Genomic DNA, 16,483 nt, shown 5'->3' on the forward strand with positions numbered 1-16,483 from the left:
GTCGCCGATCTCGCGGGAGGAGTCGCCCAGCGAGCTGACGGTCGCGTTGGTGGTCTCCGCCACGGACACCGCCTCGGAGGCGACGCGGGCGGCCTCGTTGGCGCTGTGGGCGATCTCGCGGATCGAGGCGCCCATCTCCTCCGAGCCGGCGGCGACCGTGCCGACGCTGCGGGACACCTGCTCGACGGCGGCCGAGACCGACTGCGCCTGGGCCGAGGACTCGTCGGCGTTCGAGGCGATGCGGGTGGAGGCGGTGGACAGCTGCTCGGAGGAGCTCGCGAGCTCCTGGGCGGACCGGGAGACCGACTCGACCAGCGTGCGGACCCCCTGCTGCCCGGCCGCGAGGGAGGCGGCCATCTGGCCGACCTCGTCGCGCTGGGTCACCTTCGCGTCCACGGTCAGGTCACCCTCGGCCATGGCGTCGAGCGCGGCCTGCACGCGGCGCATCGGGCGGACCACGAGGCGGGTGGTGTAGAGGCCCAGGACGAGGGCCGCGAGCAGGCCGGCCATGAGGACGAGGACCTGGTTGCGCACGGAGGACGCGGCCTCGTCCGCGGCTGCGGCGTTGCTCTTCTCCGCCGCCGCCATCTCGTCCTTCTGCAGCGCGGTCAGCGCGTCCGCCGCCTTGCTGACGGTCGGGAGCAGGTCGTTGCGGTAGTAGTCGGCGAAGCCGTCGACGTCGCCCCGGTCGGCGATCGGGAAGAGCTCCCTCTCGGCCTGGTCGAGCATCCCGCGGTAGTTCGTCACGAAGACGTCGAGCGTGGCCTGGTCCGTCGCGGTCTTCTGGTACTCGGCCACGCCCTCGTCGACGGCGGCCTTCTTCTCCTCGAGCTCCTCCAGGAGGGTCCTGCGCACCTCGGGCGTCGCGACGCCGTACTCGAGGAGCCGGGCGCGCGCCGCCTGGAACCCGCGCAGCGTGGCGCCCAGGGTGTTGAGCGGCTTGACGTTCTCCTCGAACATCGCCTCCCCCCGGTCGCGCAGGCTCTGCGTCTGGCTGATACCCAGCGTCCCGACGACGACGGCCACCAGGCCGAGCACGGCGAGCGCGGTCAGGATCTTCGTGCCGACCCGGAGGTTGGCGAACCAACCGGCCCGGCCGGTCTTCGGGGGCGCCTGGCGGCCCGCGGCAGTCGTGGTCATCTCTCGGCCTTCCGGCTGGTGTCGTCGGTTCGTGTTCACGCAGTTGGCCCAAAGATCGGCCGAAGGGCGGGGGGCTTGAGCAGTCGGAGGTCCCGTGCACGCGACCACCCGGGTGAACTTCCTTCTGGACCGGGGCTGGGAAGTGGCTCTTCTCGCCGGGCCTGGTGGAGCGAACGGCGCGCCGAAGGGCAGGATCGGTCCGTGACCTTCGAGAACCTCCTCCCCGGCCCGCCGCCCACCTCGCTGCCGGACGACGTGGCGGCGCGCACCGCGCTCGAGTCCGCGCTCGCCGGCGGGGCGGACGTGCGGCCCGTCGCGGCGGCCCACCCGGCGTACAGCCTGGCCTGGGCGGTCCTGGCCGAGCAGGCGCTGGACGCCGGCGACCCCGTGACCGCCTACGCCTTCGCCCGCACCGGCTACCACCGTGCCCTGGACGCCCTGCGCCGCTCCGGCTGGCGCGGCCACGGGCCCGTCCCCTGGGAGCACGAGCCCAACCGCGGCTTCCTGCGCGCGCTCGCCGCCCTGGGGCGCGCGGCCGCCGCCATCGGCGAGGAGCCCGAGGCCGAGCGCTGCCGCGAGTTCCTGCGCGACAGCAGTGCGGCCGCAGCGTCCGAGCTGCCGGCCTGGTGAGCCGCGCCCCCTCCCCGGAGGACGCTGCCGGGGACGCGCTCGACCGCGAGCTGGCGACCGGCCCCGAGGCGCTGCGCCGCAAGCTCGAGGTGCTCATCGGCACGCCCTTCACCGAGGGCAACCACATCACCGTGCTGCGCAACGGCGACGCGATCTTCCCGGCGATGCTCGAGGCCATCCGCGGCGCCCGCCGCACGATCGATCTGATGACCTTCGTGTGGTGGCGCGGTGACATCGCCCAGGAGGTCGCCGCAGCCATGTGCGAGCGGGCCGGGGCAGGCGTCCGCACCCGGCTGCTCATCGACGCGCTCGGTGGCCGGCTCATCGACAAGGACCTGGTCCGCCGGATGGCGCGCAGCGGCGTGCAGGTCGAGTGGTTCCGCAAGCCGGTGGTGAAGTCGCCGTTCAAGCAGAACCACCGGCTGCACCGCAAGGTGCTCGTCGTCGACGAGTCGGTCGCCTTCACCGGCGGGGTCGGCATCGCGGAGGAGTGGTGCGGGGACGCGCGCGACGAGACCGAGTGGCGCGACACCCACCTGCGCATCGAGGGCCCGGCGGTGGACGGCCTGCAGGCCGCCTTCGTGCAGGACTGGGCCGAGACCGGCCGGGTGCTCTACGACGAGCGCGACCGCTTCCCGACCCAGCCGCAGTGCGGGGGCTCGCTCGTGCAGGTCGTGCGGGGCTCGGCCAGCCTGGGCTGGGACGACATGCAGTCCTGCTTCCACGTGATGCTGCGCGAGGCCCGCACCCGGCTCCGCCTGGCCACGGCGTACTTCGCGCCGGACCGGTCCTTCCTGGACACGCTCTGCGCGACCGCCGCCCGCGGGGTGGAGGTCGACGTGCTGCTGCCGGGCCCGCACGCGGACAAGCGGGTCTGCCAGCTGGCGAGCAACGCCCAGTACTCCACCCTCGCCGAGGCGGGCGTGCGCGTGTGGGAGTTCCAGCCGTCGATGATGCACCAGAAGGTCCTGACGGTGGACGGCTACGCGGCGGTCATCGGCTCCTCGAACTTCAACCGCCGCTCGCTCGACCACGACGAGGAGGTCGTCGTCGCGGTCCTCGACGAGCAGGTGGTCGACGTCCTCGACCGGGCCCTCGACGACGACTTCGCCCGCAGCGAGCGGATCTCCCTCGACCGCTGGGAGGAGCGGTCGCCGCTGCAGCGCGCGCTCGAGTCCTCCACCGCCCCGATCCGGCGCTGGCTGTGAGGGCCGGCCGGTGACCGCGACGGGCGACCGGGTGGTGCGGGCCCTGGGCCCGGTGACCGTCGTCGGCGCCGGCATCTCGGGGGCAGCCTGTGCCGCGGCGCTCGCGGCGGCCGGGCTCCGCGTCCACGTGTACGACCGGGGCCGCGGCCGCGGGGGCCGGCTGGCCTCGTACGCCGTGGACGGGCGGGTCGTCGACGTCGGGGCGTCGTACTTCACCGTCAGCGACCCGCGCTTCGAGCGGCAGGTGCGCGACTGGGAGCGGCGCGGCGTGGCCCGCCCCTGGACCGACACGTTCCACGTCGCCGGGCCGCAGGGCATCACCGGCACCTCGAGCGGGCCGATGCGCTGGGCGAGCCCGCTCGGGCTGCGCACGCTCGCCGTCGACCTGCTCGGCGAGGTGCGGGTCACCAATCCCTACGACGTCGAGAGCGTGGCGCCCGGGCCGTCGGTCGACGGGGAGGTGGCGGAGGCGGCGGTGCTCGCCATGCCCGACCCGCAGGCCGCCGACCTGCTCGCGCCGTCGCTCGCCGAGGAGCTCGAGCAGCTCGAGGACCGCCGGTGGGAGGCGGTGGTCGCCGTGTCGGCGGGCTGGGGCAGGCGCGGCTGGCTGCCCGAGCTCGACGGGGTCTTCGTCAACGACAGCCAGGTCCTGTCCTGGGTCGCCGACGACGGCCGGCGGCGCGGTGACGGCGCCCCGGTCCTCGTCGCGCACTCGACGGCGGCCTACGCCGAGGAGTTCCTCGACGCCCCGGACGCCGCTGCGGAGGGCATGGTCGCGGCCGTCCGCGCGCTGCTGGGCGTCCAGGAGGAGCCGCGCTGGGTGCGGGTCAACCGTTGGTCCCTGGCGCGCCCCGCGGGCGGGCGCGAGGAGCCCTACTTCCTCGGCGAGGCGATGGTCGGGCTCTGCGGCGACGGCTGGCACGGCAGGCCGCGGGTCGAGGCGGCCTACCTGTCCGGGCTCGAGCTGGGGCAGGCGATCGCCGAGCGGGTGGGCTGAGGTGGCCGACGGCGCGCTCCGCTACGGCACCTCCCAGGCGCGCTGGGTGCTCTTCGTGACCATCCTCGGCTCCGGCATGGCCTTCCTCGACGGCACCATCGTCAACGTCGCGCTCCCGCGGATCGGGGCGGACCTCGACGCGGGGCTGGCCGGGCTGCAGTGGACGGTCAACGCCTACACGCTCACGCTGGCCGCGCTCATCCTGCTCGCCGGCGCGCTGGGCGACCGGTTCGGCCGCCGCCGCGTCTTCGTCGTCGGCGTCGTCTGGTTCGCGCTCACCTCGGCCGCCTGCGGGCTGGCGCCGGACATCAACTCCCTGGTCGCCGCCCGCGCGCTGCAGGGCGTCGGGGCCGCGCTGCTGACCCCGGGCAGCCTCGCGATCCTGCAGGCGTCGTTCGCCCGGGAGGACCGGGCCCGCGCGATCGGGGCGTGGTCGGGGCTCGGGGGCATCGCCGGCGCGATCGGCCCGCTGCTCGGCGGCTGGCTCGTGGAGACGGCCTCCTGGCGGTGGGCCTTCCTGATCAACGTCCCGCTCGCGGTCGCCGTGGTGCTCGCCGCCCGGCACGTGCCCGAGTCGCGGGACGCCGGGCGTACCGGCGGGCTGGACCTGCCCGGCGCCGTGCTCGCGGCGCTGGCCCTGGCCGGGACGACGTACGGGCTCACGCTCTGGCCGGAGGACGGGGCGAGCGCCGCGGTGCTGGCCGCGCTGGGGCTGGGGCTGGCGGCGCTGGTGGGCTTCGTGCTGCGCGAGCGCGCCGCGCAGGACCCGATGCTGCCGCTCGGCCTCTTCGCCTCGCGCGAGTTCACCGCCTCCAACCTTGTCACCTTCGCCGTGTACGCCGCGCTCGGCGGCGTCTTCCTGCTGCTCGTCCTCGAGCTCCAGGTCGTGACCGGCCTCGGCCCGGTCGCCGCCGGCTCCGCGCTGCTGCCGGTCACGCTCGTGATGCTCCTGCTCTCCGCGCGCATGGGCGCGCTGTCCGCGCGGACCGGCCCCCGGCTGCCGATGGCGGCGGGGCCGGGCCTCGCCGCGGTCGGCACGGTGCTGCTGGCCGGGGTCGGGGAGGACGCGTCGTACGCCCGCGACGTCCTGCCCGGCGTGCTCCTCTTCGGGCTGGGGCTGGCGGTCACGGTGGCCCCGCTGACGGCGACGGTGCTGGGAAGCGTCGAGGACCGCTTCGCCGGCACGGCCAGCGGGGTCAACAACGCGGTCGCCCGGGCCGCCGGCCTGCTGGCGGTCGCGGCCCTGCCACTGGCCGTCGGGCTCTCCGGCGACGACTACAGCGACCCGGCGGCGCTGGCTCCCCCGTACCGGACGGCGATGCTGGTCTGCGCCGGGCTGCTGGCCGCGGGCGGGGCGATCGCCGCCGTCACCGTCCCCGGCCGCCCCCGCGTGCAGGCCCCGGCGCAGGCGACGCCGATGCACTGCCCGGCTGTGAGCGGGCCCGTCCACCCCGGCCAGGCCGACGGCTCGGGGGCCCCGCGCTAGCCGGTGCTCGAAACGTCATCGGCCGTTCCTCCGGCCGCCACCGGGGCAATAGCTGGGGCCGATTCGCTGCTCGGCATGGCTTCCTCCCTTCCGCGCCGCTCGGTCCTCGCCGGCGGCCTCGCCCTCGGCGCCGGTGCCGCCACCGTCGCCCTGGGGCCGACGGCGCCGGCGCTCGCCGTTCCCAAGCCCCGTCCCGGGCGCATGCCCTACCCCTTCCTCCTCGGGGTCGCCTCCGGTGACCCGTCGCCGGACGGTGTCGTCCTCTGGACGCGGCTCGCCCTCGACCCGCTCGCGCCGGACGGCTTCGCCGGCCTGACCGCGGAGAAGTACGACCTCGAGTTCCAGGTCGCCACCGAGCCGCAGTTCCGCAACGTCGTGCGCCGCGGCACCAAGCACGCCCGCCGCAAGGAGGGCTACTCGGTCCACGTCGAGCTGACCGGGCTGCCGTCCGGCACGGAGCTCTACTACCGCTTCCGCGTCGACGAGCACATCTCCCCGGTCGGCCGCACGCTGACCGCACCGGCCCTCGGCAGCGCGGTCTCGCAGCTGCGCATGGCGTTCGCGTCCTGCTCGAGCTACGCGACCGGCTACTTCACGGCGTACCGGCGGCTGGCCGAGGACTATCCGGACCTGGTGCTGCACCTCGGGGACTACATCTACGAGAGCGGTGGCCGCGGCGTGCGCCAGCACAGCCTCGCGCGTGAGACGTTCACGCTCGCGGACTACCGCGTGCGCTACGCGCAGTACCACTCGGACCCCGACCTGCAGGCCGCGCACCAGGTCGCGCCCTGGATGGCCGTCAACGACGACCACGAGGTCGAGAACAACTTCGCCGGCGACATCGCCGAGCTGGCGGGCAACGCCGGCGTGACGCGCGAGCAGTTCCGGATGCGCCGCGCCGCTGCGTACCAGGCCTACTACGAGAACCTGCCCTTCCGGCGCGCGCAGACGCCCAAGGGGCCGGACATGCAGATCTACCGGCGCGTCGGCTGGGGCGCGCTGGCCGCGTTCCACATGCTCGACACCCGGCAGTTCCGCGACGACCAGGCGGCGAACGGTGGCCTCGCCGCCCCGAACGCCGAGTCGCTCGACCCCGCCCGCTCGATCCTCGGGGCGAGGCAGGAGCGTTGGCTGATGGACGGCCTCGGCCGCTCGCAGGCGACGTGGGACGTGCTCGGCCAGCAGGTCTTCTTCGCCCAGACGGACTTCGCGGCCGGCCCGGGGCTGACCGTCAACATGGACGCGTGGGACGGGTACGCCGCCTCGCGCAACCGGGTGCTGGCCGGCTTCCAGGAGCGCGGCGTCGCGAACCCGGTCGTGCTCACCGGTGACATCCACACCCACTGGGCCAACGAGCTGAAGGCCGACTTCTCCACGTCCTCGTCGAGGACGGTCGGCGTCGAGCTGGTCTGCACGTCGATCACCTCGAACGGAGACGGCACCGAGACCCCGTCGTTCGGGCCGGCGGTGATGGCCGAGAACCCGCACATCAAGTTCGCCGGCAACCGCCGCGGCTACGTCCTCACGTCGATCACGCCGGACGAGCTGCGGGCCGACTTCCGCGCGCTGGACTACGTGACCCGCGCGGACGCGCCGGTCCGCACGCAGGCGACGTTCGTCGTCGAGGCCGGCAACCCGGGCCTGAACCCGGGCTGAGCGCCGCTGCGCTCGTCGCTGGCGCGCGCGTCGGGTGAGATGGTGTCCGGCGTGCGCGCCTTCGTCGTCCCCGGGCCCGGCCGCGGCGAAGTGCTCGAGCTCGCGGCGCCCGAGCCGCGCGCGGGCGAGGTCGTGGTGGACGTCGAGCGGGCCGGCGTGTGCGGGACCGACGTCGAGGTGTTCAGCGGCGAGATGTCCTACCTGCACGACGGCCAGGCGGCGTACCCCATGCGCATCGGGCACGAGTGGGCGGGCGTGGTCTCGACGGTCGGGCCGGGGGTGGACGAGTCCTGGGTCGGCCGTCGCGTCACCGGCGACACGATGCTCGGCTGCGGCACGTGCGGCCGCTGCGTGCAGGGGCGGCAGCACCTGTGCGCGGACCGCTACGAGATCGGCATGCGGAACGGCTGGCCGGGGGCGCTGGCCGAGCGGCTGCCGGTGCCGGTCACGGCCCTCGTGCCGCTTCCGGACCACCTGGACGCGGCGCTGGGGGCGCTCGTCGAGCCCGGCGGCAACGCGCTGCGGGCCGTGCAGGCCGTGGACGTCGGCAGGGGGGACCGGCTGCTCGTGCTCGGCCCGGGGACGATCGGCCTGCTCACGGCCCTGATCGCGGCGGCACGCGGAGCCGAGGTGCATCTGCTGGGCCGCGACGAGCCGACCCTCGACGTCGCCCGCTCGCTCGGGTTCAGCTGCGCCTGGTCGCGGGAGACGCTGCCCGCCGAGCGGTGGGACGCGGTCGTCGACGCCTCCGGCGCCGCCGAGCTGCCGGCCCTGGCGGTGGACCTGGTCGAGCCGGGCGGCCGGGTGGCCCTCATCGGGATCGCGCCGGAGCCGTCGCTGCTGGACTCGCGCCGGCTGGCCCTGCGCGAGGTGGCGGCCGTGGGCGTGCTCAGCGCGTCGGGCGGGCTGGGCGGCACCGTCGAGCTGTACGCCTCCGGCGCGGTCGACCCACGGCCGCTGATCGCCGCCACGGTCGGGCTGGGCGAGGTCGCCGACGTGCTCGCGGGACGTCGTCGCCCGGAGTGGGGCGCCGCCCCGAAGGTGCACGTCGACCCGCGCCGCTGACCGGACGGTGCCGGTCCCGCGGTGACGCGGCACGTCCGGGGACGTGTGCCCAGGGGGCGGCCGGTCGGCGCGTCGCGCTGAAGGGCCGGAGGCGCGTGCACGGCTGAGGGCCCGGCGCGGATCGCTCCACGCCGGGCCCTCTGCTCCGTGCGGCGCCGCCCCGTCCTCGGCGCCGCCGGTCGGCGTCGTCAGTCGCCGTTCTCCTGGTCCTCCAGGTCCTGCTCCCACGCGATCAGCTCGCCGGCCTTCTGCACGAGCAGCTCACGCACGGCGACGTCGTCGGCGTCGCCCTTGACCTGGTTGCGGGCCTTGGCGACGAACTGCTCGAGCAGGCCCATGGCCGGCACCTCGTGCCCGGCGGCCGACTTGACCGAGGCGCGCTGCAGGCGGTCGCTGAGCGATGCGTACGCCGAGGCGCTCAGCCGGCCCTCGTCCTTCAGGTCGTCGAGGAGCGTCGTGACCTCGGAGTACGTCGTGCAGTTGAACTCCGCGGCCCCGGCGGTCATCGTGATGCCGCCGAGCAGGTGCGAGAGGACGAGCGGCTCGGAGAAGTAGACGCCCTTGTGACCCACGGCGGTGTAGAACGAGCGGCCGCCGTCGTAGTTCTGGCACCACGAGATCGGGTGCGGGTTGCCCATGGGCGCGGAGCCGCCGGGGACGCTGTAGCCGCGCGGGTTGTAGGTCGTCTCGTCGACGTTGGCGAGGACGCGGACCGTGCCCGTGGGGTTGGTGCGGAAGTTGTACCACTCCTCCTCGCGGGTCCAGCGGTCCGGCAGCCCGGCCGTCGCGGGGGTGCCGTGGCCGAGCACGTCGACGCTGGCGACCTGGAACTGCGGGCTGACGCCGGGCACGCCCGGGTGGTCACGGAAGTAGGCGCCGACGAGCCCGCCGTACCAGGCCCAGTCGTACTCGGTGTCCGAGGCGGAGTGGACGCCCATGTAGCCGCCGCCGGCCTCGATGTAGCGCTCGAACGCGCCCTGCTGGGCGTCGTTGAGCACGTTGCCGGTGGTGCAGAGGAAGATGACGGTCTCGTACTTCGCGAGGCTCGCGTCGCTGAAGACTGCTGCGTCCTCCGTCGAGTCGACCGTGAAGTTGTTGGCCGCGCCCAGCGCCTTGATGGCGGGGGTGCCCGAGTTGATGCACTCGGTGTGGCGGAAGGCCGCGGTCTTGGAGAAGACCAGGACGTCGAAGGGCTCGTCCGCCGCACCGGCGGGAGCCATGGGGGCCATCGACCCTGCGACCACGGCTGCCGCCGTGACCCATTTGGTGAACCTTCGCACTGCTCGCTCCCTTGCGACCTTGGTTGCTGCGCTCAACGAACTGCCTGCGCCGGACACTAGAGCGGCTGGTGCGGCTGGACAAGGGGCGAGGCCGGTCGTGACGGTTCCGTGACCTCAGGCACCGGGTCTTGAGACGCTCAGGCGCGCAGCCGGTACAACACGTGACGGCGCAGCCGGTGCCCCTCGGGCAGGACCGGGTGGTCGAAGTCGTCGGCGGGGTCGTGGGTCATGCCGAGCCGGCGCATGACCGCCTGGGACCGGACGTTGGGCACGGCGGTGAACGAGACGACCTCCGCGAAGCCCACCTCGCCGAAGCCGACGTCCAGCGCTGCCCTCGCCGCCTCGGTCGCGTAGCCGCGCCCCCACGACCAGCGGGCCAGCCGCCAGGCGATCTCGACGGCCGGCATGAAGTGCGCGTCGAAGCGCGGCACCTTGAGCCCGACGAACCCCGCGAAGGCGCCACCCTCCGTGCTCACCGGGCCGACGTCGGCCACCTCCACGGCCCACAGCCCCCATCCCTGCCGGGCGATGTCCTGCTCGCTGGCGTCGGCGAGGGCGTCGCTCTCCTCCCGGGACAACGGGGCCGGGAAGTGCTCCATCACCTCGGGGTCGGCGTTCATCGCCGCGAACGGCACGCGGTCCTCGGGCCGCCACTGCCGCAGGAGCAGCCGGCTCGTCCTGATCGGGTACGCGGGCCGGAGCACCCGAAGACCCTAGGCGGAGCGGCCGGGCGGCTCCAACCGTTTGATCAGCGCCCGACCACGGCCTCCCAGTCGTCGCGCATGACCGGGTCCACCGACCGCATCTCGGTCACCCGCTCGCAGGCGCCGCCGACGTCGCAGCGGACGAGCGCGAAGCGGTGCGGCTCGTCGCGCGCCGCCGCCGCGAAGAAGAGCACGTGCGAGTCGTCCTCCCACACCCCCGCCCGGAAGTTGCCCGTCCAGCCCGTCCGCCACTGGCCCGAGTGGGACCACAGGACGGCGTACTCCCCGGGGCTGATGCCGTCCGAGCCGGCCGGCTTCGCCAGCGCGGAGACCCGCGCGGGATAGGACGTCGCCGTCACCGACCACTCGCACGACTCCCACACGGGCGTCAGGTCGACCCACTCGAGCAGGGCGGTGCAGGGCATGAGCTCGGCGGTCTCCTCGCCGGTGGTCGCACTGATCAGGCCGCTGTCGGCGGACAGCGCCCGCATCCCCGGCGGCAGCTGTCGCTCACGGAGGTCGGCGTCCCAACGGCGCAGGTCGCGCACCACCGAGCGCGCCTGCGTGCCCTCCACGGGCCGCAGCACCACCTGGAAGTCGTCGAGGAAGCCCACGGGGTCCCAGGCGCCGTCGACCTGGATCGTCAGCGCGTCCTGCGGCGCGTCCCCCGGGCCGAGCGTCCCGTGCAGCGCCGTCCGGCTGCCGTCCCGCGGCCCGTCGGCCCAGACCAGCCGCCCGCCGTCGTTGGAGACGGCCACGCCGCGCACGTTGTCGTCCGACAGCACCGTGGCCGCCCCGTCGCGCTCGACGTGCACCAGCGCCCCCGGGGCGAGGTCGCCGCCGGCGGACTCCACCAGGGTCTCGACGACCCAGCCCTGGCCGAGCCGCGCCACGGACACCGGCGGCCCGGGCAGCTCGAGCGGCAGTGCCACGTCGCCGTCGTGCAGCACCCCGCCGACGACGTACGGCAGCCTCGCGGGCTCCCCGAGCGGGAGAGCGGCGGCGTCGAGGCGCTCCGGCGTCCGGGTCGCGCTGGGGGCCGGGGTCGAGGTCGACGTGGGCGTGGGCGTCGCGATCACGGTGGGCGCAGGCTCCGGGCGCACGTCGGCGTCGTCGCGACCGGCCACCACCGCAGCGGTCCCCGGACCGCCCACGAGCACCAGGGCGGCCAGCGCGCCGACGGCGCGCCGGCGTATCCGGCGCTTGACCCGCCCCGCCCCGATGGCCCGGCCGGCGAAGTCGTAGCGGCTCGGAGCCACCGCCTCGGCCCGGCTCGTCAGCTCGGCCCGGAGGGCGTCGACCACGTCGCGGTCCTGCTGGCTCATCGCGCCCCCTCCTCGTCGGCCGGCACGGTCATGCGGGCCCGCAGCGTCGCCAGCGCGCGGCTCGTCTGGCTCTTGACGGTGCCGACCGAGCAGCCGAGCACCTCGGCGACCTGCGCCTCGCTCATGTCCTCGTAGAACCGGAGCACCACGGCTGCCCGCTGCCGGCGCGGGAGCGTCTGCACGACGTCCCACAGGTCGGCCCGCTCCGCGACGGCGGTGTCGAGCGCGGCGCCGCTCGACACCGGCTCGGGCAGCTCCTCGGTCGGGTGCTCGCCCCGCCACCTGCGCCGCCACCAGGACACGTACGTCCTGGTGAGCGTCGTGCGGACGTACGCCTCGGCGGCGCCGAGGTCGTCGATCCGTCCCCAGGACAGGAAGGTCTTGGTGAGCGCGGCCTGCAGCAGGTCCTCGGCGGTGTGCCGGTCGCCGGTCAGCAGGTACGCGGTCCGCAGCAGGGCGCGCTGGCGGTGCGCGACGAAGTCGCTGAACTCCCGCTCGTCGTCGGCCGCGCCCACGCCTGCCCCCGCCCCGGTCCGCGCGCCGCTCGTCGGCGCTCCGGGTCAGGAGACGCCGCGGCCAGCACAGAAGGTTGCACGGATCGGACGATCAGCTGCCGTGGGCTTCGCGCGGCGGCGCCCAGACCGACCACGCACCCGGCGAGACCTCCCACGTGCGCGAGGAGAGCGGCCCGTGCACCTCGCCGTCCTCGTTGACGCCGAACTCCTCCCCGCTCACCGTCACCGACCTGCCTCGGGCGGTGAGGACGTCGTCCCGGGACGGGTGCTCGCCACGGCGTACGTCCAGGGCTAGGCCGAGCCGCTCCAGGGGGCCGGTCGAGGTGGCGACCACGACGTCGAGCAGGCCGTCGCCGGGGTCGGCGTCCGGCGCCAGGAGCGTGCCCCCGCCGATGGAGGTGCCGTTGGCCACGGCGACGAGCAGGGCGTCGTCCTCCACGAGCACCGTCCCGTCGACCTCGACGCGCAGTCGCCAGCCGCCGGACCGCACGCCGGCGGCCACGGCCCCGACCGGGTACGCGGCCGGCCCGAGCAACGGCTTCAGCCCGCTCGCGGCCCGGGCCGCGTCGGCCCCGACCCCCACGTGCGCCGCGTTGACCACGACGTCACCCGCGTCCGTCGTCGCGAGGTCCAGCCGGCGGGTGCTCCCGTCCCGGACCGAGCGCAGCAGCGCCGCGGCCGCCTGGACCGGGTCGAGCGGCAGCCCGAGCGCGCGGGCGAAGTCGTTGCCCGTGCCCATGGGGATCACGCCGAGCGGGGTCTCCCACTGCAGCAGGCCCGCGTCGACCAGGGCGTTCACCGCGACGTGCAGCGAGCCGTCGCCGCCGGCGATCACGGGGGTGCGCCCGCCGGCCTGCGCCAGGATGTCCCCCACGTCCGCGGCGTCGCCGCAGACGCCCTCGTCGACGTCGGCGGCCGAGCGGAGCACGGACTTCACCGCGACGACCGTGTCGCGTTGCGCCGAGCCCGCCCGGGCGTTCGTCACGAGCAGGAACGCGGGCCTGCCGGCATCCGCCACGAGCACACCCCTTCGTCGACTTCCGGTAACCTCGCTGGCCGTACGCGTCCCCCCAGCCGAGTAGGTGTACACGCCCGTGCCCGCGATCGTGGTGGTCGGCGCCCAGTGGGGCGACGAGGGGAAGGGCAAGGCCACCGACGTGCTCGGGGCCGACGTGGATTACGTCGTCCGCTACAACGGCGGCAACAACGCCGGGCACACGATCGTCATCGGCGAGGAGAAGTACGCCCTCCACCTGCTGCCCAGCGGGATCCTCACCCCGACCGTCGTGCCGGTCATCGGCAACGGCGTGGTCATCGACCTGTCGGTGATGTTCTCCGAGATCGACCTGCTGGAGAGCCGCGGTGTCGACACCTCGAAGCTGATCATCAGCGCCAACGCCCACGTCATCGCTCCGTACCACCGGACGATCGACAAGGTCAGCGAGCGGTTCCTGGGCAAGGCCAAGATCGGCACGACGGGGCGCGGGATCGGCCCGACGTACGCGGACAAGATGAACCGCCTCGGCGTCCGCGTGCAGGACCTCTTCGACGAGAAGATCCTCCGGCAGAAGATCGAGGGCTCGCTCGACCAGAAGAACAACCTGCTGGTCAAGGTGTTCAACCGGCGTGCGATCACCGTCGACGAGGTGGCCGAGGAGCTGCTGACCTACGTCGACCGGTTGCGCCCCTACGTGCGCGACACCGCGCTGCTGCTCAACAACGCGCTCGACGAGGGCAGGACCATGGTCCTCGAGGGTGGCCAGGCGACCCTGCTCGACGTCGACCACGGCACCTATCCGTTCGTCACGTCCTCGAACCCGACCGCAGGTGGCGCCTGCACCGGCTCCGGTGTGCCGCCGACGCGCATCGACCGGGTCGTCGCGGTCGTGAAGGCCTACACGACGCGCGTCGGCTCCGGCCCGTTCCCGACCGAGCTGCTCGACGCCGACGGTGAGCGGCTGCGCCGGGACGGCGGGGAGTTCGGCACGACCACGGGGCGCCCCCGGCGCTGCGGCTGGTACGACGCGGTGGTGGCACGGTTCGCCGCGCGGATCAACGGCACGACCGACTTCGTCCTGACCAAGCTCGACGTGCTGACCGGCTGGGAGCGCATCCCGGTCTGCGTCGCGTACGACGTCGACGGCGTGCGGCACGACGAGATGCCGATGACGCAGACCGACTTCCACCATGCGAAGCCCGTCTACGAGTACTTCCCGGGCTGGGACGAGGACATCACCGGCGCGAAGACGCTGGAGGACCTGCCGAAGAACGCGCAGGCCTACGTCACGGCCCTCGAGGAGATGTCCGGGGCACCGATGAGCGCGATCGGCGTCGGCCCCGGGCGGGACCAGACGATCGAGGTGCGCAGCCTGCTCCCGGGCTGATCGCGTGCGCCGGCTGCTGGCGGGCCTCGCGGTCCTCCTCGTGCTCCTGCTCGGTGCAGGGGCCGTCGCCCTGCTGCAGCCCGGGGCCGACGGCCCCGCCGGAAAGGCTCCCGGCGCCGGGGACGACGTGGTCGGGCCGGTGCTCCTCGTGCCCGGGTACGGCGGCTCCACCGCCTCGCTGCAGCCCCTGGCGGCGCGCCTGCGGGCGGCGGGGCGGGAGGCCACCGTGGTCGGGCTGCCGGGCGACGGGCGCGGGGACCTGCGCGAGGCCGCCCGCTCGCTGGACGCGGAGGTCTCCGCGGCGCTGGCCGGGGGCGCGCCCTCCGTCGACCTCGTGGGCTACTCGGCCGGGGGCGTGACGATCCGGCTCTGGGTACGCGACTCCGGCGGGGTGGCGAAGGCGCGGCGCATCGTCACGCTCGGGTCACCGCACCACGGCGCGCAGGTGGCCGCGCTCGGGGTGCTGCTGGGGGACGAGTCGGTGTGCCCGCTGGCCTGCCGGCAGCTGGCTCCCGGCTCCTCGGTGCTCACCGAGCTGGACGCGGGTGACGAGACCCCGGACGGCCCGCGCTGGGTGAGCCTCTGGTCGCGCTTCGACGACGTGGTGACCCCGGTGGAGTCGGCGCGCCTGGAGGGGGCCGTCGACGTCGCACTGCAGGACGTCTGCGCCGACAGCCGGGCCGACCACGGGGCGCTGCCGACCGACCCGCTGGCGACGGGCCTGGTCCTCGCCGCGCTCGGGCCCGGACTGGACGAGGTGCCCGAGGCGTCCCGGTGCGGCGAGCTCCGCGCTGCCGGGGGGCGCTGAGGCGTCGTCACGCGACCGCCCGGGCGGCCGGCACCGCGTAGGGCCGACGGTCACCCTCCTGGCCGCGGCAGACGCGCTCGACCTCCGCGAGCCCGGCCTGCTCCAGCAGGCGGGCGAGCTCGTCGACCGGCCAGCGGTACGCCTCGGCCACCCGGTGCGCGAACGGCTCGCACATCTCGCCCTCGAAGAGGCCGACGTCGCGGGCGCCTCCCGGAGCGAGCGTCCGCCGGATCCCCTGCAGGACCTTCCCGAGGCGATCGGGAGGCAGGTGGATCAGGGGAAAACCAGGCGAGCGCCCCGGCCAGCGAGCCGGGTGGGCAGCCAGGGGCGGTCAGGGGACCGAGGACGAACCGGCACGCCCGGATGGGACCGGCGTGCGTTCTCGACGAACTCGGGCACGAGGTCGATCCCGTTGAGCCGGGAGCCGGTACGGGCGAGGAAGGCGGTCAGGTGCCGTGGCCCACGGCCGAGGTCGAGGACGGGGCCGGTCAGGCCTCCAGGTGGGAGGCGAGGAGCCGGGGTCGTCCGGGTGCACGCTGTCGACCGGCCCGAGCAGCTCGATGTACGCCCCGGCGACCACGGAGTAGGCCCGGGTGACGGAGGCCTGGGTGGCAGGCGCAGGCTCCACGCGGGGAGGCCACGCCCCGGTGGGGGCGCGCTCGGGCACGGTCGGGCACGCGGCGGGGCGGCCGGCGGCGCGGGCCGGTCTCGCGGGCCGGCAGCGTGCGGGCGCCGGGCCGCAGGAGTTGCCCGTGGGCCCACTTGCGGCGCCGAGGGACGTGCGCTAACGTAGTCCCTCGCCTCCCCGGGCAGTGGACACGTGAGTGGCCGTGCTGGCAGAGGTTGGACGGGACCAACGTGGACGACGAGAGTCGGCCCGAAGCGTCCGTCTTCATTCGAGGTGGGACCGAATCGGCACCGGAGACGGGGTCGGCGCGGTCGTGCCGAGGAACTGTAGGTGGGTTGACCCGGACACATGACGCGCCCGAGGGGCGGAATGCGGTCGGGGAGAAGCTGCTACAGTTTCTTTCGCAACAAACGCTCCGGAGCGGCCCGAAGGGGCCGGATCGGAACGGCGTGAAGGTCTGCTAAGGTCTTCACACACCGCGTCGACCGAAACAGCACCGCAAGGTGCCGGATCGAAAGCCGCGGAGAGGATCTGATAAAGTTCCTCTGCAGCGCGGGCCGGAGCGGAAGCGAAGGCCCGGCAGGGCGAGACAGCGACTCGCGTCCGGGGCGGAAGATGCTCCGGGTGGGTGTGCGTTCGTTTCTTGAGAACTCAACA

At 74.5% G+C, this 16,483-nt stretch carries 15 protein-coding genes; 8 read left to right on the forward strand and 7 right to left on the reverse strand.

Translation table 11 applies throughout. The features are described from left to right. The coding region (locus G9H72_RS15365; protein WP_166172601.1) for a methyl-accepting chemotaxis protein at nt 1–1,140 on the reverse strand (1,140 nt) is incomplete at its 3' end. Between the two features lie 201 nt (nt 1,141–1,341). Between G9H72_RS15365 and G9H72_RS15370 the strand changes: the two genes are divergently transcribed. The 6 genes from G9H72_RS15370 to G9H72_RS15395 all read left to right on the forward strand — a co-directional run bounded on the left by G9H72_RS15370 (nt 1,342) and on the right by G9H72_RS15395 (nt 8,182). Further along, the gene (locus G9H72_RS15370; protein ID WP_166172603.1) at nt 1,342–1,770 is read left to right on the forward strand and encodes a DUF3151 domain-containing protein; all 429 of its coding nucleotides are present in this window, start codon (nt 1,342–1,344) and stop codon (nt 1,768–1,770) included. Further along, nucleotides 1,767–2,978, forward strand: coding sequence for a phospholipase D-like domain-containing protein (locus G9H72_RS15375; protein ID WP_166172605.1), 1,212 nt, complete (start codon nt 1,767–1,769; stop codon nt 2,976–2,978). Before G9H72_RS15370 ends, G9H72_RS15375 begins: the two co-directional genes overlap by 4 nt. Nucleotides 2,979–2,988: 10 nt before the next feature. Continuing rightward, a complete protein-coding gene (locus tag G9H72_RS23090; protein WP_331272341.1) occupies nt 2,989–3,975 on the forward strand; it encodes an NAD(P)/FAD-dependent oxidoreductase in 987 nt (328 codons plus the stop codon). A 1-nt stretch (nt 3,976) separates the two neighbouring features. Next, complete coding sequence (locus G9H72_RS15385) at nt 3,977–5,461, forward strand: MFS transporter (RefSeq protein ID WP_331272342.1); 1,485 nt, start codon at nt 3,977–3,979, stop codon at nt 5,459–5,461. Nucleotides 5,462–5,536: 75 nt separating this feature from the next. Continuing rightward, entirely contained in the window at nt 5,537–7,117 is a 1,581-nt protein-coding gene (locus G9H72_RS15390; protein ID WP_166172607.1) for an alkaline phosphatase D family protein, read from the forward strand. 51 nt (nt 7,118–7,168) lie between these two features. Beyond that, complete coding sequence (locus tag G9H72_RS15395) at nt 7,169–8,182, forward strand: zinc-dependent alcohol dehydrogenase (RefSeq protein ID WP_331272343.1); 1,014 nt, start codon at nt 7,169–7,171, stop codon at nt 8,180–8,182. A gap of 188 nt (nt 8,183–8,370) precedes the next feature. Here the strand turns inward: G9H72_RS15395 and G9H72_RS15400 are convergent, their stop codons facing one another. The 5 genes from G9H72_RS15400 to G9H72_RS15420 all read right to left on the reverse strand — a co-directional run bounded on the left by G9H72_RS15400 (nt 8,371) and on the right by G9H72_RS15420 (nt 13,024). Further along, on the reverse strand, nt 8,371–9,462 hold the full coding sequence (locus tag G9H72_RS15400) for a ThuA domain-containing protein (RefSeq protein ID WP_331272344.1): 1,092 nt from the start codon (nt 9,460–9,462) through the stop codon (nt 8,371–8,373). A gap of 137 nt (nt 9,463–9,599) precedes the next feature. Next, nucleotides 9,600–10,166 (reverse strand): GNAT family N-acetyltransferase, encoded by a 567-nt coding sequence (locus G9H72_RS15405; RefSeq protein WP_331272345.1) that lies wholly within the window; start codon nt 10,164–10,166, stop codon nt 9,600–9,602. A gap of 44 nt (nt 10,167–10,210) precedes the next feature. Continuing rightward, complete coding sequence (locus tag G9H72_RS15410; protein ID WP_166172611.1) at nt 10,211–11,491, reverse strand: hypothetical protein; 1,281 nt, start codon at nt 11,489–11,491, stop codon at nt 10,211–10,213. Next, nucleotides 11,488–12,006 (reverse strand): SigE family RNA polymerase sigma factor, encoded by a 519-nt coding sequence (locus G9H72_RS15415; protein WP_166172613.1) that lies wholly within the window; start codon nt 12,004–12,006, stop codon nt 11,488–11,490. The genes G9H72_RS15410 and G9H72_RS15415 overlap by 4 nt, the downstream gene beginning before the upstream one ends. 91 nt (nt 12,007–12,097) lie before the next feature. After that, complete coding sequence (locus G9H72_RS15420; protein ID WP_166172615.1) at nt 12,098–13,024, reverse strand: diacylglycerol/lipid kinase family protein; 927 nt, start codon at nt 13,022–13,024, stop codon at nt 12,098–12,100. Between the two features lie 76 nt (nt 13,025–13,100). On the opposite strand from G9H72_RS15420, the gene G9H72_RS15425 reads away from it, so the two are divergent. Both G9H72_RS15425 and G9H72_RS15430 read left to right on the forward strand, forming a co-directional pair. Next, on the forward strand, nt 13,101–14,390 hold the full coding sequence (locus tag G9H72_RS15425) for an adenylosuccinate synthase (RefSeq protein WP_166172617.1): 1,290 nt from the start codon (nt 13,101–13,103) through the stop codon (nt 14,388–14,390). Between the two features lie 4 nt (nt 14,391–14,394). After that, the gene (locus G9H72_RS15430) at nt 14,395–15,198 is read left to right on the forward strand and encodes an esterase/lipase family protein (protein WP_231127066.1); all 804 of its coding nucleotides are present in this window, start codon (nt 14,395–14,397) and stop codon (nt 15,196–15,198) included. Between the two features lie 7 nt (nt 15,199–15,205). Here the strand turns inward: G9H72_RS15430 and G9H72_RS21805 are convergent, their stop codons facing one another. After that, nucleotides 15,206–15,373 (reverse strand): hypothetical protein, encoded by a 168-nt coding sequence (locus G9H72_RS21805; RefSeq protein WP_231127067.1) that lies wholly within the window; start codon nt 15,371–15,373, stop codon nt 15,206–15,208. Nucleotides 15,374–16,483 lie beyond the last annotated feature (1,110 nt).

The organism is Motilibacter aurantiacus, assembly GCF_011250645.1.
Lineage (GTDB): Bacteria > Actinomycetota > Actinomycetes > Motilibacterales > Motilibacteraceae > Motilibacter_A > Motilibacter_A aurantiacus.